At 38.6% G+C, this 20484-nt stretch carries 19 protein-coding genes and 1 pseudogene; 10 read left to right on the top strand and 10 right to left on the bottom strand.

The genetic code is table 11. The features are described from left to right. Positions 1-15 precede the first annotated feature (15 nt). Positions 16-702, bottom strand: coding sequence for a TetR/AcrR family transcriptional regulator (locus I2F17_RS06735; RefSeq protein WP_211139413.1), 687 nt, complete (start codon positions 700-702; stop codon positions 16-18). Between the two features lie 500 nt (positions 703-1202). Here I2F17_RS06735 and rpmB point away from each other — a divergent pair, with 500 nt between their 5' ends. The 3 genes from rpmB to I2F17_RS06720 all read left to right on the top strand — a co-directional run bounded on the left by rpmB (position 1203) and on the right by I2F17_RS06720 (position 3427). Further along, positions 1203-1439: a 50S ribosomal protein L28 gene (gene rpmB / locus I2F17_RS06730; protein WP_092748508.1), complete on the top strand. Its 237-nt coding sequence runs from the start codon at positions 1203-1205 to the stop codon at positions 1437-1439. Between the two features lie 12 nt (positions 1440-1451). Then, positions 1452-1607, top strand: coding sequence for a 50S ribosomal protein L33 (gene rpmG / locus I2F17_RS06725; protein ID WP_001205031.1), 156 nt, complete (start codon positions 1452-1454; stop codon positions 1605-1607). Positions 1608-1714: 107 nt separating this feature from the next. Further along, entirely contained in the window at positions 1715-3427 is a 1713-nt protein-coding gene (locus I2F17_RS06720) for a cation:proton antiporter (protein ID WP_196423615.1), read from the top strand. A gap of 55 nt (positions 3428-3482) precedes the next feature. On the opposite strand, the gene I2F17_RS06715 is transcribed toward I2F17_RS06720, so the two are convergent. The 9 genes from I2F17_RS06715 to I2F17_RS06675 form a co-directional block, all read right to left on the bottom strand. Then, on the bottom strand, positions 3483-3764 hold the full coding sequence (locus I2F17_RS06715; protein WP_196423616.1) for a hypothetical protein: 282 nt from the start codon (positions 3762-3764) through the stop codon (positions 3483-3485). Positions 3765-3872: 108 nt separating this feature from the next. Further along, on the bottom strand, positions 3873-4379 hold the full coding sequence (locus tag I2F17_RS06710) for a DUF6586 family protein (protein ID WP_211139412.1): 507 nt from the start codon (positions 4377-4379) through the stop codon (positions 3873-3875). Positions 4380-4413: 34 nt separating this feature from the next. Further along, positions 4414-4650 (bottom strand): RNA recognition motif domain-containing protein, encoded by a 237-nt coding sequence (locus I2F17_RS06705; protein ID WP_196423618.1) that lies wholly within the window; start codon positions 4648-4650, stop codon positions 4414-4416. A gap of 59 nt (positions 4651-4709) precedes the next feature. Then, on the bottom strand, positions 4710-6692 hold the full coding sequence (locus I2F17_RS06700) for an ATP-dependent helicase (protein ID WP_211139411.1): 1983 nt from the start codon (positions 6690-6692) through the stop codon (positions 4710-4712). A gap of 46 nt (positions 6693-6738) precedes the next feature. Next, positions 6739-7494 carry a hypothetical protein gene (locus I2F17_RS06695; protein WP_211139410.1) on the bottom strand — a complete coding sequence of 252 codons (756 nt, stop codon included), beginning with the start codon at positions 7492-7494 and terminating at the stop codon, positions 6739-6741. 33 nt (positions 7495-7527) lie between these two features. Next, positions 7528-10173 (bottom strand): type I DNA topoisomerase, encoded by a 2646-nt coding sequence (topA, locus tag I2F17_RS06690; RefSeq protein WP_211139409.1) that lies wholly within the window; start codon positions 10171-10173, stop codon positions 7528-7530. 25 nt (positions 10174-10198) lie between these two features. Beyond that, on the bottom strand, positions 10199-10639 hold the full coding sequence (locus I2F17_RS06685) for an ammonium transporter (RefSeq protein WP_211139408.1): 441 nt from the start codon (positions 10637-10639) through the stop codon (positions 10199-10201). 180 nt (positions 10640-10819) lie between these two features. Continuing rightward, positions 10820-11629, bottom strand: coding sequence for a PIN domain-containing protein (locus I2F17_RS06680; RefSeq protein ID WP_211139407.1), 810 nt, complete (start codon positions 11627-11629; stop codon positions 10820-10822). Positions 11630-11702: 73 nt separating this feature from the next. Further along, positions 11703-11945 (bottom strand): SlyX family protein, encoded by a 243-nt coding sequence (locus I2F17_RS06675; protein ID WP_196423624.1) that lies wholly within the window; start codon positions 11943-11945, stop codon positions 11703-11705. A gap of 36 nt (positions 11946-11981) precedes the next feature. Here I2F17_RS06675 and I2F17_RS06670 point away from each other — a divergent pair, with 36 nt between their 5' ends. From I2F17_RS06670 to I2F17_RS06640, 7 genes and pseudogenes are all read left to right on the top strand, one after another. After that, positions 11982-13853, top strand: a complete 1872-nt coding sequence (locus I2F17_RS06670; protein ID WP_196423625.1) for an ATP-binding cassette domain-containing protein — start codon at positions 11982-11984, stop codon at positions 13851-13853. A 67-nt stretch (positions 13854-13920) separates the two neighbouring features. Further along, positions 13921-14313, top strand: a pseudogene (locus I2F17_RS06665) (tautomerase family protein). A 77-nt stretch (positions 14314-14390) separates the two neighbouring features. After that, entirely contained in the window at positions 14391-15332 is a 942-nt protein-coding gene (locus I2F17_RS06660) for an LpxL/LpxP family acyltransferase (RefSeq protein ID WP_196423627.1), read from the top strand. 120 nt (positions 15333-15452) lie between these two features. Further along, positions 15453-16571, top strand: a complete 1119-nt coding sequence (asd, locus tag I2F17_RS06655) for an aspartate-semialdehyde dehydrogenase (protein WP_196423628.1) — start codon at positions 15453-15455, stop codon at positions 16569-16571. 118 nt (positions 16572-16689) lie between these two features. Then, on the top strand, positions 16690-17661 hold the full coding sequence (locus I2F17_RS06650; protein ID WP_196423629.1) for a FimV/HubP-related protein: 972 nt from the start codon (positions 16690-16692) through the stop codon (positions 17659-17661). Between the two features lie 63 nt (positions 17662-17724). Further along, positions 17725-19455: a hypothetical protein gene (locus tag I2F17_RS06645; protein WP_211139406.1), complete on the top strand. Its 1731-nt coding sequence runs from the start codon at positions 17725-17727 to the stop codon at positions 19453-19455. 46 nt (positions 19456-19501) lie between these two features. After that, a complete protein-coding gene (locus I2F17_RS06640; protein WP_211139405.1) occupies positions 19502-20479 on the top strand; it encodes an asparaginase domain-containing protein in 978 nt (325 codons plus the stop codon). Positions 20480-20484 lie beyond the last annotated feature (5 nt).

Genomic DNA, 20484 nt, shown 5'->3' with positions numbered 1-20484 from the left:
GCAAGCATAGTGTTTTCATGTGGATCGAGTCACCTCAGCAAACAGATTGGCATTTTCCATAGATGCCAATAGGCGTTCATAGGTCTGCCGACTCTCACCAATTAAATAAGGAGATTCCAATAAAACCAATTGACGCAAAGCAAATAATGACCATTTGTCTTGAGCATGGTTATTACCATTTAAATGCCCCGACATAAACAAAAAATTTGTCCAATTGGTTAAAATAATCCAAATATTAATAATTAATGCCTCCATTTCTGTGGCTGACATTTTCATTAATCCTGCATGAATAAATGCTTGATATAAAATCTGTACTCTTTGCATGACCTGAGCTGCAAATTGTGCATATTCTTGATTAAAATGTTGATCCTTTTCGACCAAATCATAAACATCTCTATGTAAAAAACGGTACGCCCATAAATGTTCACTCAATGCTTTAAAATAGGTAATTTTATCATTTGCAGTTACTGTACGATCCATAGGTAATGCCAGCATCGCCAATGTTTGTTGTTGATACTGCTCTGTCAATGCTTTAATAATCTCTTGCTTATTATTATAGTGGTAATATAAATTGCCCGGACTCATTTGCAATGCAGCTGCAATATGGTTCGTTGTCACTGCTCGTTCACTTTGTTCATTAAAGAGCATTAGACTTGTATCTAAAATACGTTGCTTCGTTTTCGATGTTTTTTTCTTCACCACAACTCAAACCATCACACATTAAACACAGATCATCTATTATGAACAACTTCACTCCATTTATCTAGAATATTTACTCTAAAAAATAATCTTCTTTCGTCAAAAGTCAAAAGTCAAAAGTCAAAAGTCAAAAGTCAAAAGTACATCAAAGCCCTGCTTTATTTAAAAAGATATCTTGAAGTAACTTTAAAATATACTTGCTCCTATTGCCTATTTTTATTTAAAATAGCCGCACATAGGGTTTAATATGGATTCTCGTATATTTTTTATGCACAATATCTCCCATACAGATAAGCATAAATACCTAGATTCGATTTTCTTGTCACTGACTGTTTGAAAATGGTTAAGGCATGAGCTATTGCACTAGTGAAGATACCATTTTATACAAATATGCTTGTCTTTTAATCGCATTTTTGGTATAAAACGCCCCTTGAATAAATTCAATCTGTTTGTTTTATGACTGGCCACAGATTTGCTGTTGGCTAAATCAATGGAGTTCCACCATGTCTAAGGTTTGCCAAGTTACCGGCAAGCGTCCAGTCGTTGGTAACAACGTCTCACACGCAAACAACAAAACCAAACGCCGGTTCGAGCCGAACCTGCATCACCACCGTTTTTGGTTAGAAAGCGAAAAGCGTTTTGTACGCCTTCGTTTGACAACTAAAGGTATGCGTATTATCGACAAAAAGGGCATTGAAAAGGTTGTAGCAGATCTTCGTGCTCAAGGCCAAAAGATCTAAGGAGTCATTGCCATGCGTGACAAAATTCGCCTAGTTTCTTCTGCGGGTACAGGTTATTTCTATACGACTACGAAGAACAAACGTACTATGCCGGAAAAAATGGAAATCAAAAAATTTGATCCAAAAATCCGTCAACACGTTATTTTCAAAGAAGCTAAAATCAAATAATTTTAGTTTTTTAAAAAACGGCTCCTTTAGGAGTCGTTTTTTTTGCCTTTTATATTACAATTCATGATCTCATTCGTTTATTTTGTCAGTTTTTGGGGAATTCGCCTGTGCCACATGATGTTGATCTAATTATATTATTAGCGATTGGCTTTGGTCTCGCACTTCTTTTTGGATATATTGCTGCACGACTAAGACTCCCTCCCTTAGTCGGTTATCTGATCGCAGGTGTTATTATTAGCCCTAATACACCAGGTATGGTGGGAGATTTATCTCTTGCAAACCAGTTGGCTGAACTTGGCGTCATGTTTTTAATGTTTGGTGTGGGTATGCATTTTTCATTAAAAGATTTACTTGAGGTCAGACGAATTGCATTGCCTGGTGCCATTTTACAAATTACTGTTGCTACCTTACTTGGCCTTAGTATTTCGATGTTATGGGGTTGGCCTTTTGGCAACGCTTTAGTATTTGGACTGTGTTTATCGTGTGCAAGTACCGTTGTTTTACTTAAAGCATTGGGAGACAAAGGACTACTGTCTTCAGTGAATGGTAAAATTGCGGTAGGCTGGCTATTAGTTGAAGATTTGATGATGGTCATGGTGTTGGTTTTACTCCCTGCTATTGCTGTTTTACTCGGGGGTAAAGGCATAGATACTCATGGGCAACAGCAAGCCATTTGGCTCACCATTTTAATCACCTTATTAAAAGTCAGCGGTTTTATTGCCTTTATGCTTATTATTGGTAAACGCTTAATTCCACGGATTATGCAATTTGTTGCAAGATTAGGCTCTAGAGAATTATTTACCTTAACTGTCGTTGCTTGTGCTGTTTCTATTGCTTATGGTGCTTATGCTATATTTGGTGTATCTATGGCACTTGGCGCATTTTTTGCGGGCATGGTTGTTAAAGAGTCTGATTTTTGTCATCGTGCTGAAGAAGAAACCTTACCTCTTCGTGAAATTTTTGCCATTTTATTCTTTATATCTGTAGGCATGTTATTTGATCCACATATTTTAATTGAAAAACCTTTGCATATTTTAGCAGTGGTGGCAATTATTGTGGTGGGTAAAACCATCGCTGCAATGGCTTTGGTTCTATTCTTCCGCTATCCACTCAATACTGCGCTTACCGTTGGTGCAAGTTTGGCACAAATTGGGGAATTTTCCTTTATTTTAGCAGCACTCGGTATTTCTCTTGGTTTATTGACCATAGAAGCACAGAATCTAATTTTAGCAGGTGCTCTTTTTTCCATTACCTTAAACTCATTCATGTTCACAGCCATAGAACCTGTACAACAATGGATTCGTAATCGATCATCTTTAGCACGTTTACTTGAACGTAGTAGTGACCCTTTGGCGATGCTACCTGATGAGGTTGACCAAAATTATTTACGTGATCAGGTGGTCATGATTGGTTATGGTGAAGTGGGGCGCCGTATTACGCAAAGCTTAATTCAAAAAAATATTAAAGTGGTGATTGCCGAAGAAAATAGAGAGCTTGTTGAGGATTTACGAGAGAAAGAAATTGCTGCGGTGTGTGGTATAGCCACTGAGCCTAGTGTACTCATTCAAGCACATATTCAACATGCTCGACTCGTGATTATTTCGCCAATGGACCTGTTAAACATTCATCGTATTGTTGATATTTCAAAACAGCTTAATCCTAAAATTGAAGTATTACTTTGTGCAGAAAACAAAGAAGAAGCTGAAATTATTCGAGCCGATGGCGTAGGTCAAGTGTTTTATGCAAAAGAAGAAATGGCAATGAATATGAGTCAACACGTTTTAAAACAGATTCAAGCTGCTCATCAAAGTGTTCATTAATCCTGCTAAAAATCAACAATAAAAAATGCGCAATCAATGCGCATTTTTTATTGTGTTAACTGAAGTGTTGAGGCTGTTCATCTACAATTTCAGCATCAATTTGATTCATTTGTTTTTCAAGTAAACTAAACAGTGCTGCTTGTACCATATTTTGCGCCACAATACCTGCTTGGTCACCCAATAAGGCTTTAACATCATCATTAAATTGAATCGTCATCAGTGGCGCTTTTTCTGAGTCTGCATTGCGTAATGCAAGCTCTCCATTTTCAAGTTGTACTAACTCAAGCACAGCCTCTTGACTACCAAAAAGTTCTTTGAGTTGCTGTTGAATAGACATTCCACCTCCTAGTGCACCATAACCACTGATGCCTTGCTCGAACCTTAGACTAACCTATATTTGGGAGCAAAAGCAAAATTTCAAGTGTGTATTTGCGTTATTTTATAATTAAAATTCCACCATTTCGTCTCTAAAGCCGTTAATTAATTGCATTAATTGTTGATACCAATCTCTTAAAATCGTGGTATCAGGCAACCATGATTGTGGCCCTTGAGTCACTTTAATAATTAAATGCGAAGATGTATCTTGCTCTGCCTGTGGTGGTGTAGGTTCTGGGCTATATTGACACATCCGATAAGCATGATTTAGTTCCGCCAAAAAACCATCGCGTGCAAGTGTCTTTAATACAGATATTTCAGGAGAAACTTGCCCTTTTTCAGCCATTTTTTGTTCAATTGACTGTAAAGTTGGCTGTATATCATGTAATCGATAATAACGTACCAATTCTTGCAAAAATGCCAAAACAGCACCTTGTAAATGAAAAACAACGCTCTCTTTACACGCTTGAGATTGTTGGACATTGTCACACAGCGATTCTGCTTGTACACAACTTAACCGGGCAAAGTAAAGTTTTTGATTGGTACGATCTGCATGGTAACGTGCTACTCTAGACATCATGACTCCTTACATACGCCATCATCAATTCAAATTATTCCGCTGATTTTACACGTATACCAATGCCTTTGACTCTTAACGTATTGAGCCCTTTAATGGCTTTAACAGCATCACGACCATGTGGCATTTCAACAAAACCAAAACCTTTTGATTTTCCTGTGGCTTCATCTAATACCACTGTACAGGTTTCAACGTCACCAAATGGGCTAAATAAATCACGAAGCTCAGCTTCTGTAATTGATCGCTCCAAGTTACGTACTAAAATTTTCATATCATTCACTCAATTTGCTTGAGACCAGTGTAGTCGATCTCGAAAAATAGCGGTGCAGTTTAATCTAAATCTAAGTCAAATGAGATCTTTTTTACATGATTCGATGATGCTTTTGTCAAAGTATTGTCTATAGAAACACGTCGATGTATTTGAAGATCAACCAAATCAGTTGGAAAATCATTCAAAAAATAACCACTCACATGGCGACCTTGTTCATCTTTTAAATCATAACTCCAACTCACAGACTCATGCTTAGTCAAAATAAGTTCATTTCTTGCGCGTGTCAATGCAACATATAACACACGGCGCTCCTCTTCTACTGCATCAAAATCACCTTGTGTTCGTGCATGTGGATAAAACCCAACAGATAAATGAGGTACATAACACACATTTTCTTCTAAGCCCTTCGCAGAATGTATGGTGGTTAAGGTGACAATATCATCGTTTGTTGTTTGTTTTACATCTGCAATAGAAATTGGTTCAAGTACATACTCTTCTAGAAATTGTGCCAAATGGTGATGTTTCATTGCTAATTGCTGTACTAAATAAAAATCTTTTTGACGTTTTGACCAGTCTTGTTGATACTTTTCTTCAAGTTGATCTGTCAAGATTGCCACTGCATGTACAATACTTTTTTCACTATGATGCGTAAGTTGCGATAATTGCCTTAAACCTTCAATGACATGACTTGGCAATTTACTCACACAAGACGTCAAATAATCACAACATTGATTTAAATGATTATACTCACTCATGTGCATAGCAATTTTACTTGCTCCTACATCACCAATTCCATTCCATAATGTTAAGAAACGCATCCATGCAATGTCATCTTTACAATTAACCACAACTCTAAGCATACTCAGTAGATCTTTCACATGAGCTGATTCTAAAAGTTTTGCACCACCAATAAATTGATAAGGAATAGACATGGCAATAAAAGCACGTTCAATATGCCGTGCCGCATATGCAGAACGAACTAAAACCATATGTTCATTCCATGCTGTATGATGAGTATGGTGGCGTGCATAGATATCTTGTGAAATCCAAGTTGCTTCTTCAAATTCATTCATAAAAAGATGAAACTGGGGCTTACTTTGTTTATGTCGTGTAGCGATCAACGATTTATTATAGTTAATCTCACTTTGTTTTAATAACCAATTTGATACATCTAAAATTTGCTGTGTCGAGCGATAGTTGTTTTCAAGTTTATACACCATCGCATCTGGTACATAGCTTTTAAAACGATGGATATTTTCAAAATCTGCCCCCCTAAAACCATAAATAGATTGTGCATCATCGCCCACACAAAATAATTGAGCACGGCCAATAAAGGGTTCGAGTAATGCCCATTGTAATGGATTAGTATCTTGCATTTCATCGACTAAAAATGCCTGATGTTGTTTTACAACTGATGTTAAAAATGATGTTGATTGCTGAAGCTGTGTTGCGACTGCCACTAAAATATCATCGTAATCAAAAAACTGACTACGGCGTTTACGCTGTTCATAAGCTTTCATCACTTCAGCAATATTTTCTTTATCGCCAATGGCCTCTGGCAGTATTTTTTCGAGCGCCTCCGATAAATTACAGCAGGTATTACGAGCAAATGAATAAATATCACACAGTTGAGCCGCTTTAGGAAGTGTATTATTTTTGCCTTTACCACGTAATAAGCGAAATATCATAACCTGATCATCTCGATCAATGACTGTAAACTGCCCTAAGCCCAATGCTTTACTATGTTTACGTAATAAAGCAATACAAAAAGTATGGAACGTAGATGCTCTAAGCCCGTGTGCGGCTTCACCAAGTTGCTGCTCTACACGCGTCACAATTTCTGACGCTGCTCTACGAGTAAACGTTAAAATTTGCACATGTGATGCAGGCATCCCTTGAGTAATCAAATACGCAGCACGAGCAATAATGGTTTTGGTTTTTCCACAACCTGCACCTGCCAAAACAAGGCAATGGGCCTGATCTGTCGTCACCGCTTCACGTTGTTGCGCATTTAACTCAGACAATAATTGATCTTGTTTCATGCAACTTCCCTAATTTCGGTCACATTCATTTTATATACAGGATGTGTTATTTCAACCAGCCAATCTCTTTTGCACTCATTTGCCCAATCATGGTTTGTTCTAAATCATTTGGCATTTTGCTTTGCTGTGAGGTGACTGGAATATATCCCGCCATTAATTCTGCCATATGCTGAGGTAACCGTGGTTGTAACTCTGGGTGAGCATAACCACTCGGATAAATAGGTTGTCCTGTCATTAAGTCATATTTATCTGTGGCACCAAAAGCATGAAGTAATTCATGTGTAATCACGACATCATTTTGTGCAGACTGTTGCGCATCTGAGAATAAATTTACACTGCCAATACGACCTCGCTCTAGGGCAGTAGAGTGTAATAGTCGTTGGCGTGTTTTTGGTGAATAGTAATTCAGATATAAAACAACCGTTGCTGTTGGGTCGCTCGATGTTTTTTGTTGCCACGCATAATAACGAAACTTTAAACTCCATAACACCGTCTGTAGCATACCACCTTGGGTTGGAACTTCTGGTGGCAATACTGCCAATGTTCGTCCTAGCAACACAATAAAATGTGTATTTTGTCCGTATTGCTGTGCACTTTGTTTTAAGTAATGAGAGATCCGACCAAACTCTGCACCTTGCAACTGTTGAATATATGCCTGTGTTTCTGCTGTACCATCGGCATTTACAGGATGTAGCAGCACAACCACAGGACGGTTCCAATTTTGGTTTTGATCTCGCCATGCATTCACTGCAACAACCAATAAAATGGCCAATAAGATCGCAATTCTAATTTTTTTCCACATACGATCTTATTCTCAATGTTGATTGATCAATGTCTACTCTTCGACCCAACGACCGTCTTTATAAATTAAGCTCCATTTCGTGGCTTTGCCATCTGAATTTTCAGAACCCACATATTGCGTCTGATTTTTTCGACTAAAACGCACAATGGTGGCTTGCCCTTCAGGATCTTGATCTGGTGCCTTTAAAAGATATTGATACTTTTCGTCTAACTGATCTGCAACAGTGCGTAATTCAGTAATTTTCGGTGTACGCGTTTCTCGTATTTTAGGGAATTTACTCGCAGCTAAAAACAAACCAGCAGCACCATCTCTGAGCACGAAAAAATCATCGTGTTTATTTGAGCGTACATGTTCCATTTTTATAGGATCGACACGAGGTGGTGCAGGTTGACCACTTTTAAGTACTTTACGAGTGTTATCACAGCTTAGACACGCAAAGTATGGACCAAAACGACCTGTTTTGAGTTGCATTTCAGCATCACACTTATCACAAGGAATGGTCGGGCCATCGTATCCTTTAATTTTAAACTCGCCCGTTTCAACTTCAAAACCATCACAGTCTGGGTTATTACCACACACATGCAATTTACGTGCACCATCAATCACGTAACTGTCCATCGCCGTACTACATTTTGGACAACGTCTTTTAGACATGAGGTCTGCAGTTTCTGCACCATCATCATCTGAAAGTATGGCCAAAGATTCTACAGGGGTTAAATTTAATGTCCCTTTACAGCGCTCTTTTGGAGGTAAGTTATATCCCGAACAGCCTAGAAAAACACCCGTTGTTCCTGTACGAATTTGCATAGCGCGTTCACATTCAGGACAGTGTACATCTTTTACTTCCACAGGCTGGTTACGGCGCATTCCCTCTTCACCTTGTGCGGTGGTTATGCGTGTTTTGAAATCACCATAGAAGCTATTAAGCAATTCTTTCCAATCACGATCACCAACTGCAACTTTATCGAGTTGGCCTTCTAAGTCAGCTGTAAATGCATAGTTCATGAGATTACTAAAACTTTCACCCAATCGCTCCGTCACAATTTCGCCCATTTTTTCAGCAAAAAGACGTCGATTTTCGAGTTTCACGTACCCACGATCTTGAATGGTTGAAATAATAGCTGCATACGTTGATGGTCGACCGATGCCCTTTTTTTCAAGTTCTTTGACTAAAGATGCCTCTGTAAAACGTGCAGGGGGTTTAGTAAAATGTTGGCTTGGATCTAGTTTATCGAGTTTAAGCGTCTCACCTACTTGTACCGCAGGCAATAAAATATCGTCATCAGATTTATTGGCACCACGTACACGCGTAAAGCCATCAAACACCAAAGTACGGCCTTTGGCTTTTAAATCGACCTCGCCTGCTTTCACATGTAAGGTTGATGATAAATATTGTGCAGGTGTCATCTGACAGGCAACAAACTGACGCCAAATCAAATCGTACAATCGCTGTGCGTCACGCTCTGCACCTGCCAACTGATCGCCTTTTAGTGACACATTCGATGGACGAATCGCCTCATGTGCCTCTTGTGCACCTGCTTTATTGCCATAACGGTTTGGTTGAGCAGGTAAATATCGATCACCATACTGCTCTCCAATATGATCACGAACCATGGTTACTGCATCATCACTCAAAAATGTTGAGTCAGTACGCATATAGGTAATAAAACCTGCTTCATACAAACGCTGTGCCAAAGTCATAGTTTTTTTCACTGAAAAACCTAACCGTGTACTGGCTGCTTGCTGTAATGTTGAAGTGATGTATGGCGCACTTGGATTCACTTTGGTCGGTTTATCTTCACGCTGTGAAACAATAAATTCTGCCGTTTTCAGTTGATCTAAAATTGCATCTGTATCGGCTTTACTTCGAAGTTTCAGTGTTTTACCCAAATGCTTCACTGCTTCTAAACGAATTAAATCTTGTTTAGATTGGGTGTCGGCAAAAATTTGCCAATATTCTTCAGGAATAAATGCACGAATCTCACGTTCACGTTCCACAACCAATTTCACTGCAACTGATTGAACTCGACCAGCTGAAAGCCCTCTGGCTATTTTTTCCCATAATAATGGCGAAATCATAAAGCCAACAACTCGGTCTAAAAAGCGACGCGCTTGCTGTGCATTTACTCGATCTATATCTAAACGTGTTGGTTTTTTAAATGCATCTTGAATCGCATTTTTGGTAATTTCATTAAAAACCACACGATGATAACGTGACGCATCACCACCAATCACTTCTCGTAAATGCCAAGCTATTGCTTCACCCTCACGGTCTAAATCGGTTGCAAGATAGATTTCGTCTGCTTGTTCTGCCAGTTTTTTCAGTTCAGATACGACATGCTCTTTGCCAGGTAACACTTCGTAGTGTGCTTTCCAATCATGTTCGGGATCGATACCCATACGATTTACCAATGCTTGCTGTGCTTTTTTTTGCTTTTGTGCATCGGTTAATTTGGTACGAGGAACCGTGGTTTTCTTTTCTGTGGTTTTGGCTGAACCACCTGTAGGTAAATCACGTACATGCCCTACAGAAGAACGAACAATATATTCTGAACCTAAATATTTATTAATGGTTTTGGCTTTCGCAGGCGACTCCACAATCACTAAGGCGCGTTTTTTCACTGCTGTATTTGCCTTCGCTGTGGTGGTTTTTGCTGTAGTTGTAGAAGCATTCGCCATGTGTTTTTTGTATCCTATGACTAAATTAAACGTCTGCTAAAGACATTAAAAAGGTTTTCATCTGTTCTAATTGTGTGCCATGCAAATCAGCTTCTTCATCCCAGTACACTCCGATACTGTTGGCTTGCATATCTATTGCATAAACACCCTTTAATGGGACGGGGTAATTTTTAAACTTCTCTGCGCCATGAACGACTGTAAAATGACCATTTTCGACACATGCACGCATTAAAGGTAATCTAGCTTGTGGCAATAGTACATTGTAATATGCCACCATACTGGCTCGATTTTCCGCAGCTTTTTCAATATTTGTCCATTCAGGTGCAGGAAGTAAGCGAGGGTATAACGCCATTTTCCTAGCTCGATCACGCATTTCACCCAAAGCTTTTTCTCTGGGATTAACACGCACACCAAATATCGATCCCACAACAAATACCACAATAATTAAGGTAATCCAAAGACCCATGGTCGCAACCGTCTCCTACAAACCTTACTATTAGGTTTACATAATCTAGATAGAAAAGGCAAGTATTGTGCACATTTACACAACGGGTCGCCATCAATAGTGCTGTATAGTAATCGTGAATCTCAGATTTTCAATACTTAATTTATGCTTTTAGCCTGTAATCATCTAAACATATCTATATTACAATCCTTGCTGTGCATAGCGAGAAATCACATTCATGTTGTACTGTAATTTATTGTTTTGATCATTTACAGCCACAATACAATGTTTACACAATAAGTTAAATCGATCTTTTAATGTTTGCTCATGCTCAATACGCATGACATTTTTTATTGAATTGCATAACGCCTTTTTAGTGGTAGGCTTACTTTTTTGCTTGGCAAGATAACAACAATAATCATGCAAAAACTGTAAATGTGGTTTTTGACTCACTTGGGTGGTTTTTTTATTCACCAGAAAATGCTTTTGTGCAATCAAACGTTGTAGTAAGCATTCAGCCTGTACACGATCCACTTTCACCCAAGAGCAAATCGCATTGACACATGCTTCAGACGTTGTGGGTTTATTTTGAACTTTAGACCATGTATGTAGCAACTTAACCCAAAGTACATCTTCAAGGTTTTCAACCAACTGTTGTTTTACATCAACATGAAAACCTTGTTGTTGCAATAATTCTGATACATATTGCATGGCATGGTCGTGTGATACGATTTCAAACACCACCTCTTGTGCATGATATTGTTGGCTGAGTTTTCCTGCCCAAAATGCCAAACCAAAGTCAGCTGCATCTTTACCTACTTTGGACATTTTTAATACATGAAAACGACCTGCTTGTATAAATGGTAAAAATTCGTGTAGCTCATCTAAAGAAAAGTTCACATTCGATGTGGCATACACGACATATACTTGTGCATAATCATTTAAACTACTTTGCAACTGATGTAATGCCCGACCACAATTTTCAATATCGATGAGTAAAATTTTATTCATTGATGCGTATTCATCTATTATAAAAAAGTACACTTCCATATCTATGCTAATATAGCGAAGTTTGCAACAGTATTTAGTAATGTGGTGGCTTATTGGTAAATGGATCAAATTCGGCGATCCCCTCCGATACGTCTGCACGTTCTACGCGCTGATACAACAATTGCATTTGCTTTTTTAGCACACTGATTTCTTGATGCTGGCGAACCACCTGTTGATTGAGCTGTTCAACCAAATCATCTAAAAATGCAATACGCACTTGCAAATCTTCAATGGGTGCGGACAATAAACCGAGATCATCATTTTTTGGTGTTGTCATTTCACACTCCTGTATTTTAAAACTTTAGGAAACATTATGGCCTATATTACACTAAGGGACGTCCAACTTGCATTTGGTGGCCCTGCCCTCCTCGACGGCGCAAATTTTAACTTAGAACGTGGCGAGCGAGTATGTTTAATTGGTCGTAATGGTGAAGGTAAATCTACACTACTCAAACTCATAGACGGCACACTCCAAGCAGATCAAGGCGAAGTCCTTATTCAAAATGGGCTCAGCATTTCTATGTTAACCCAAGATGTACCGATGGACAGTGGACGTGTGGCAGATATTGTGGCGGATGGTGCAGGCGAAGTCGCTGACATTTTAAGACAATACAATCAAGCCAGTGATGCGTGTGTGATGGGTGACATGCAAGCGTGTGAACACATGGGCGACCTACAACACAAAATGGATCAGTTCGATGGCTGGTCACTAGACACCAAGGTCAATACCATTTTGGCAAAAATGGGATTAGATCCAGATGCAGATCTTGCCGACTTATCTGGTGGGCGAAAACGCCGTGTCCTTCTTGCAAGAGCCCTACTCACACAACCTGATATTTTACTACTCGATGAGCCAACCAACCATCTTGATGTAGAAAGTATTGAATGGTTAGAAAAATTTCTCCTCGAACAAAACAACTTAACCCTGCTGTTTATTTCACATGACCGTTCATTTGTAGATCGTCTTGCAACACGTATTGTTGAACTTGATCGAGGAACATTGCGTAGCTATGAAGGTAACTATTCACGTTACTTAGAATTAAAAGCACAGCAAATGGAAGCAGAAGAAAAACAAAATGCTTTATTTGATAAAAAATTAGCCGAAGAAGAAGCGTGGATCCGTCAAGGAATTAAAGCTCGTCGTACCCGTAATGAAGGTCGAGTCAGAGCACTCAAAGATTTGCGTGAAGAATCAAAAGCAAGACGCTCACAGCAAGGCAAAGTTAATATGGGTGTACAAACAGCTCAACGCTCAGGTAAGTTGGTGTTTGACATTGAAAACCTTTCCGTAAGTTATGATGATACACAGCTTATTCATAACTTCTCCTCTGTCGTCATGCGTGGTGACCGTATTGGCCTTGTCGGTGACAATGGTGTAGGAAAAACAACCCTCATCAAAGCCATTTTAGGAGACATTGCACATACAGGTGAAGTCAAAACAGGAACTCAACTTGAAATTGCTTATTTTGACCAACTGCGTAATCAGCTTGACCTAGAAAACACGGTTGCCAATAATGTCTCTGAAGGTTCAGATTTTATTGACATCAATGGCCAACGTCGCCATATTTTAAGCTACTTGCAAGACTTCCTCTTTTCACCAGAACGTGCTCGTACCCCCGTTAAAGCACTTTCAGGCGGTGAAAGAAACCGAGTTTTACTCGCCAAATTATTGGTCAAGCCTTCAAATCTTATTGTAATGGATGAGCCAACCAACGATTTAGATATGGTCACCTTAGAGTTACTTGAAGAAATGTTGTCTGAATACAAAGGCACATTACTTCTGATTAGCCATGACCGTGCATTTATGGATAACGTTGTAACATCAACATGGGTATTTGATGGTAAAGGCGGTATTGCAGAATATATTGGTGGCTACCAAGATTATTTAGCACAGCGTCCGAGTATTACGCCAACAACGGTAAAAAAAGACAGTCCAAAAGCTGAAAAATCAAACGCAACACAAAAAACCAAACTGAGCTATAAAGACCAACGTGAGCTTGAACAGCTTCCGCAAGAAATTGAACAATTAGAGCAAGAACAAGCACAGTTGACAGATAAATTGGCTGATGGTTCTTGGTTTATCAAAGATGCGGAGGCAGCAACTCTTGCAAGTCAACGTCTTTCAGACATTGAAGAACAATTGTTAGAAAAGCTTGAGCGTTGGGATGCTTTAGACAGTAAATAAGTCTCACCTGCCCCAAATCAACATGTCATGGTTTGGGGTCGTTTAATATAAAAATAATAGGTTAAATATGTCACAAGTTAAAATCTACGCACAACAACACACCATTACACAGTGTCGTGACCAATGATCATATGCAATCCATCAAGCATTGGTGAGCTGTTTTAATCTTCCGCAAGATAAATGCTTTCAACAATTTATTGCATTAAATCCTGAAGATTTCATTTACCCAAATGATCGCTCAGAACACTATACAATTATTGAAATATCTATGTTTGAAGGACGTAACGATACACATAAAAAACAATTAATTAAAACAATTTTTCATCATATTGAGCACCAATGTGGCATTTCACCCCAAGATATTGAAATCACTTTGTTTGAAACCCCAAGATCTCATTGGGGGATTCGCGGACAATCTGCTGACGAACTAAAATTAAATTATGTTGTACATTTAGAATAACCTAGTAACATATCAAAAATAAAATGCATCATGTTAAACTACAACAGTTTTTTACCTACATGTTGACCTCTTGATCTATGAGCAGTTCTAGCCCCCAGTATGTTGCTGGCAAATTTTATTATCGATTTTTACAGCCTAAATACTGGTTAAATTGGCTATGTATTGTACTGCTCATGTTACTTGCTATTTTACCATGGTGCATACAACGTATCATTGCTCATGGTTTGGCCAATTTATGTTGGTTTTTACTCAAATCACGTAAAAAAACAACCATCACAAATCTACGTGTTTGTTTTCCTGAATGGTCTGAGCAATACCTCTACCAACAAAGTAAACTCGTTTTTCATGACATGATTTTAGGCGTGTTTGAAACCCTAAATGCATGGTACAAACCACATTGGTTTAAAGATCGTGTGAGCATTGAAGGCTTAGAACACATCGAAAATGCACAAAAAAATGGGCATGGTATTTTACTTCTTGGAACGCACAGTACACTTCTTGATGCAGGTGGTTATATCTGTTCAAAATACTTTAGCCCAGATGTGGTCTATCGACCACAAAACAACCCTCTGTTAGACATGCTCATTTACCGTTGTCGTAGTACCATTTATAAAGCACAAATTGACCACGACGACATGCGAGGTTTGATTAAACACCTCAAAGCAGGCGATGCTATTTGGTATAGCCCAGATCAAGATTTTGGTTTAAAACAAGGAATAATGGCACCTTTTTTTGGTGAACCTGCCGCAACAGTAACCGCACATCGTCGATTATTAAAAATATCTAAAGCCGTCGCCATACCACTATATTTTTACCGTGATGGTCACGATAAAAACCCACATTATAAAATTATCATCGAACCTATGCTTGAACAAATGCCCTCAGATAATGAACTTCTAGATGCCACACGTGTCAATGCAATTATCGAGCAACAACTTCGGATTGCACCTACACAATATATGTGGTTCCACCGAAGATTCAAAACCAGACCTGAAGGCTATCCAAATATTTACAACTAAACCCTATTAAACCCTTAAAAAAATCATATATTTCGATACAACTAACGCTTGCAGTTCAAACTAGGTTTGATACACTCGGAAGTCCCTTTTTATTTTTATACACTACCGAGGCACAATGACATGAAAGTAGGTCTGGTCGGTTGGCGTGGAATGGTTGGTTCCGTTCTAATGCAACGTATGGTTGAAGAAAATGACTTTGCTCACATCGAGCCATTTTATTTTTCTACCAGTAACGCAGGTGGCGAAGCACCTGCTTTTGGCGGTAAAACTGCCCCAGCACTTATGGACGCGACAGATATTGACTGTCTAAAACACATGGACGTCATTATCACCTGCCAAGGTGGTGACTATACCACTGCTGTATACGGCCCACTCAAAGCCACAGGTTGGAATGGCTATTGGATTGATGCTGCATCTACACTACGCATGAAAGATGATGCCGTCATTGTACTTGACCCTGTCAATGCCAGTGTGATTCAAAACTCACTCAGTCAAGGAACAACCACTTTTGTGGGTGGTAACTGTACAGTGTCTTTAATGCTCATGGGCTTGGGCTCTTTATTCCAAAACAACTTAGTTGAATGGATGAGCGCAATGACCTATCAAGCAGCTTCTGGTGCAGGTGCGCAAAATATGCGTGAACTGATTACCAGTATGGGTTATTTATACAACAACACTAAAAGTTTATTAGACGATCCAAAATCTGCCATTTTAGACATCGACCGTGAAGTGGCTCAGTTACAACGTGGCAATGATTTTCCAAAAGAAAACTTTGGTGTCCCACTTGCAGGGTCTTTAATTCCATATATCGACAAACAGCTTGAAAATGGTCAATCGAAAGAAGAGTGGAAAGCACAAGCAGAAACCAATAAAATCTTAGGTCGTTCAAGTATTGTTCCTATCGATGGTCATTGTGTTCGTATTGGTGCTATGCGTTGTCACTCTCAAGCATTAACCATTAAATTACGTAAAGATGTTCCTCTGAACGAAATTGAAGACATGATTAACCAATCTAACCCATGGGCAAAAGTGATCTCAAATACACGTGAAGCCTCTATTCATGAGCTTTCACCTGTTGCAGTAACAGGTACTTTAAATGTTCCTGTAGGACGCTTACGTAAGCTAAATATGGGCAAAGAATACCTAGGTGCATTTACGGTAGGTGACCAATTACTTTGGGGTGCAGCCGAGCCATTACGCCGTATGCTACGTATTTTACTCGAATATAAAGCCAAATAACGCACATATTTCCCTAAAAAACCAATCTAATGATTGGTTTTTTTATAAAAATTTTACAAATGTGGAACTTAACGCTACATTATAAGTTGCGCCCACTTAAAGTATTGTGATTTACGCTATGACCTTACCTCACAAGTTTTGTCTTACCGCATTGTTGACGTGCTGTTTGGTACAAACAGGCTATGCGCTTGTTTTAGGTCAGCCTGTGATTCAATCCACTAAAGAGCAACTTCTTTACATGGAAGTGCCTTATAGTGAAGCCACAAACATTAAATCCATTCGTGTCAATATTGAAGATGATGATGAAGTCTCTAAACTTGGAATCAATAGTAAAGACATGGGTTTTGTTGTACGTAAAAATGGCGCAAATTTTGGTGTGATTGTAATTACATCAAATAAACCGATTCGCTCATCACGTATTAACTTCGTACTTAAAGTGACTGAGTCGGATACACCTTACCTCAAACGTATCAATATTCCATTTAAAGTCAGCAATTCTAATACCTTACTCACTGACATACACAATGAAGAAAAAAACCTCGACCCTGTATCAATAAAAAACAATGAAAACACCCCAAAAGTAAAAACACCCGCGAAACCTATCATCAATGAAGACATTAACCGTACTGTCGCTGCTGATCCTAACAATGATGTTGAATTTACCTATAAAGTTCGACCACAAGATACACTTTGGTCTATTTCTGCGCGTATTTCTACTCAAACAGGTGAACGACTTGATGATATTGCAAGAAAGATTAAGGCTGACAATCCAAACGCCTTTACACGGCAAAATGTCAATCACATTAAATCAGGAGTCAGAATTAAACTTTCAGGATCAGAACACGTTCAAAATATGTTACAAGGAACACCATCTGCCCCTGTAACGAATAAAGTAAATGACCAACTGTCAGAAGATATTCAAAAAGAGCTTTTACAAACCAAATCCCGCATTCGTGCTTTAGAGCACGAAATTGCTCGGTTACAGCGTGAAATGAGACAGCGTAATGCTAAATTTGACGTCATTAATGGCAAAATTAACGATTTAAAGCAACAGATCAAACAATTGAATGAAAAAAATGTTCGTTCATAGTATGTTCAATCATTTAATGTCCATCCAGATTAAAGAAGCTATAACACAATTTAAGGTATAGGTATGCTCATATATATTATTCCATGTATCATTTTACTGGTTGTTGCTTTATTACTTAAAAAGCGAAATGATGCCAATAAAGATGACAGCGCTGAAAAGAAAAGTAATAAGTTAAAAGAAAGATCATCTAAAGCGAAAAAAGAAAATGTAAAAACAGCAGAGATTACAGAAAAACCAACTGTAAATGACGCACCACAAGTGACGAAAAAACAGCAAGAAAACCACAGTGAAACCTATAAAAGTGTTCAAAGGCTCATTCTTGCCAAAGACTTTGCGGTGGCAGAAGCTCAAATCAATCAAACTTTAAACCAAAGTCCTGAACAGCATCAATTTTATCTTTTATTGGCACAAATTTACCGTGAACAAGATGATGAAATCGCCACTAAACAGCTTATTTCACATCTTAAGCAATTAAAACTGTTTGATATTATAGAAACAATTGAAAAAGAAAATGCTGAGGCTGAACTCAAAAAACAACAGGCAGAACAAGCAGCTCTAGCTGCTGCCGCCCTAGCAGCACAGCAAACACATGCTCGTACAACAGATGATGCTGAACCTACTGCCAAACCGACTGAGCAGACCACTGCCCATGACACACAAGAACATGAGCATGTTCAACCAGTCACTGAAAACAAAGATACTGCAAGCAATGAACACACTGCGCCAGTGACTGATAAAACGACACAAGATCATCATGAGCCAGTCACCCAATCACGCTCGCACGATGACAGTGAGTCAGCAACACAAAAAATCGTACCGAACGACAACACCCATACGAAAAAAGAAGAATCGCAAGAAACCACATCTACGAACAACGCAAAAGAGTCTGAGTCAACATCTGAAAAAGACACATCAAACGATTCTAATCTCTTAGACTTCTACCCTACTGCACAAAATGATGATGCTAAAAACAATTCATCAGATGCATCTAAAGAAACATCTTCAAATCTAACAACCGAAGACCATTCGACTGAAAAGTCACATACAGATCAGCAAACATCAGAGACATCATCAAAAACAAACGATACAAAATCTAAGCAACAAAATGAACACGATTTAGGCGATTTTGAATTTACGTTAAATGATTCAAATGAAGTGGCTTACACGCCTGAATCTACAACGCATAAATCATCAGATTTAGATTTCAGTTTAAATGAAGAGCACAACACGACTGAAAAGAAGCCATCTGAATCAACAAATGATTTAGATTTTGTACTTGAACCAGAAGATCAACTTCATCAAGAAAAAATACCATCAGAGCAAAAGAATGATTCGCACACCGATGAAAATCATTCACTCGACTATAGTACTTCAAATACATCTTCAGCCAATAAAGAATCTATTGAGCTAGATACATTTGATCTTGTTGACCACTCAGCCGAAAAATCAACAGAAACATCAAGTGAACCATCTACAGATCAAACGAAAGATACAGCTACATCTTCAGACGTTACTTTAGAACCTCATATTGCGAAAACAGATACAACGACACCTCAAAGCCAACAACATATTCGTGATGAGGTGGTAACTGCTGAATCTACAGATGTACTGTTCACTGAGTTTGATGAACTCAAACAACTCGATGAAGCAGAACTTAACCTTGATCTCGCTGCAGAATACATCATGATTGGTGAATATGAACGTGCAACACAACTATTGTCTGCATCGAATATTGAATTCTCTGAGCTACAAAAAACCAAAGCAGAGCAACTGTTAAATAAAATGGCATCTTAAAGCCGTTCGATTTATCATAGACTTTTGCTCATGATTACGTTGTCTTATGTCAAAAGTTGCTGTTATTTATATGGGTGGAACATTCGGCTGTGTCGGATCTCCACTCAGCCCTCTACCTCACGACCAATTTCTACCTAAATTACACGCGGTCATGACATCGCATACGCTATTAGACCTCGAATGTTTCCCAGCACCAGATATTATTGACAGTAGTGCCTGTACTGCCAAAACGTGGTTACGCTTAATTCAGTTGATTCAAAAATTACAGTCTACACAAAACATTCAAAAATTTATTGTCATTCACGGTACAGATACTTTAAGTTATGCAAGTGCTGTCCTTGCTCATTTTTTAGCACAAAGTTGTCGTGTGATTTTAACAGGAAGTCAATATCCGTTGCTTAATGTTGAAGGTAATGCTGTACGTCACCAAACAGATGCCTTAAGCAATTTGTGTTATGCACTAGACCATATCAACCACATCACTGCAGGGGTACATCTTGCGTTTGATGCACAGCTTTATCATGGTCACAGTGCCATCAAGCACCATACAACGGAACGATCTGCCTTTAAAGGTATTTCAAGTACCGAAAAGATCACTACACCTCAAAAACATCATAGCGTCACCGATCAAAATATCACTCGTGCACAAACACTAAATGTGATCAATTTAATGCTTCAGCCCACTGAACAAGCAAATCTTTGTCATTTTTTAAAGCTCATGACTACACAAGCGCCTGACTTTCTTATTTTACAGGGTTTTGGCACAGGTAATATTGCAACAAATGCAGATATTATTCATCAACTTAAACAACTACAACAACACAATTGTTTAACCATCTTAACCACCCAAGTGACTTTTGGTGAAATTGACCAACGCTATGCGATTAGCCAATGGGTAAAAGAGGCAGATATTTTGGTGTCCAATGCGATCGGACACGCAGATTTATATGCGAAAATTTTAAAACTTTATTTAACATATGATGAAATACAGCAGTATCGTCAACATTGGGCAGATACACAATAATTTGA

It is taken from the genome of Acinetobacter baretiae (genome assembly GCF_015627105.1).
In the GTDB taxonomy this organism is placed as follows: domain Bacteria; phylum Pseudomonadota; class Gammaproteobacteria; order Pseudomonadales; family Moraxellaceae; genus Acinetobacter; species Acinetobacter baretiae.
This window is presented reverse-complemented; position numbering and strand designations above follow the sequence as displayed.

What these genes read in the sequence shown, in the direction of transcription:
- rpmB (WP_092748508.1), top strand. Translation starts at nt 1,203, where the DNA reads ATGTCTAAGGTTTGCCAAGTTACCGGCAAGCGTCCAGTCGTTGGTAAC.
- rpmG (WP_001205031.1), top strand. Translation starts at nt 1,452, where the DNA reads ATGCGTGACAAAATTCGCCTAGTTTCTTCTGCGGGTACAGGTTATTTC.
- I2F17_RS06715 (WP_196423616.1), bottom strand. Translation starts at nt 3,764, where the DNA reads ATGTCTATTCAACAGCAACTCAAAGAACTTTTTGGTAGTCAAGAGGCT.
- I2F17_RS06710 (WP_211139412.1), bottom strand. Translation starts at nt 4,379, where the DNA reads ATGTCTAGAGTAGCACGTTACCATGCAGATCGTACCAATCAAAAACTT.
- I2F17_RS06705 (WP_196423618.1), bottom strand. Translation starts at nt 4,650, where the DNA reads ATGAAAATTTTAGTACGTAACTTGGAGCGATCAATTACAGAAGCTGAG.
- I2F17_RS06700 (WP_211139411.1), bottom strand. Translation starts at nt 6,692, where the DNA reads ATGAAACAAGATCAATTATTGTCTGAGTTAAATGCGCAACAACGTGAA.
- I2F17_RS06695 (WP_211139410.1), bottom strand. Translation starts at nt 7,494, where the DNA reads ATGTGGAAAAAAATTAGAATTGCGATCTTATTGGCCATTTTATTGGTT.
- topA (WP_211139409.1), bottom strand. Translation starts at nt 10,173, where the DNA reads ATGGCGAATGCTTCTACAACTACAGCAAAAACCACCACAGCGAAGGCA.
- I2F17_RS06685 (WP_211139408.1), bottom strand. Translation starts at nt 10,639, where the DNA reads ATGGGTCTTTGGATTACCTTAATTATTGTGGTATTTGTTGTGGGATCG.
- I2F17_RS06680 (WP_211139407.1), bottom strand. Translation starts at nt 11,629, where the DNA reads ATGAATAAAATTTTACTCATCGATATTGAAAATTGTGGTCGGGCATTA.
- I2F17_RS06675 (WP_196423624.1), bottom strand. Translation starts at nt 11,945, where the DNA reads ATGACAACACCAAAAAATGATGATCTCGGTTTATTGTCCGCACCCATT.
- I2F17_RS06670 (WP_196423625.1), top strand. Translation starts at nt 11,982, where the DNA reads ATGGCCTATATTACACTAAGGGACGTCCAACTTGCATTTGGTGGCCCT.
- I2F17_RS06660 (WP_196423627.1), top strand. Translation starts at nt 14,391, where the DNA reads ATGAGCAGTTCTAGCCCCCAGTATGTTGCTGGCAAATTTTATTATCGA.
- asd (WP_196423628.1), top strand. Translation starts at nt 15,453, where the DNA reads ATGAAAGTAGGTCTGGTCGGTTGGCGTGGAATGGTTGGTTCCGTTCTA.
- I2F17_RS06650 (WP_196423629.1), top strand. Translation starts at nt 16,690, where the DNA reads ATGACCTTACCTCACAAGTTTTGTCTTACCGCATTGTTGACGTGCTGT.
- I2F17_RS06645 (WP_211139406.1), top strand. Translation starts at nt 17,725, where the DNA reads ATGCTCATATATATTATTCCATGTATCATTTTACTGGTTGTTGCTTTA.
- I2F17_RS06640 (WP_211139405.1), top strand. Translation starts at nt 19,502, where the DNA reads ATGTCAAAAGTTGCTGTTATTTATATGGGTGGAACATTCGGCTGTGTC.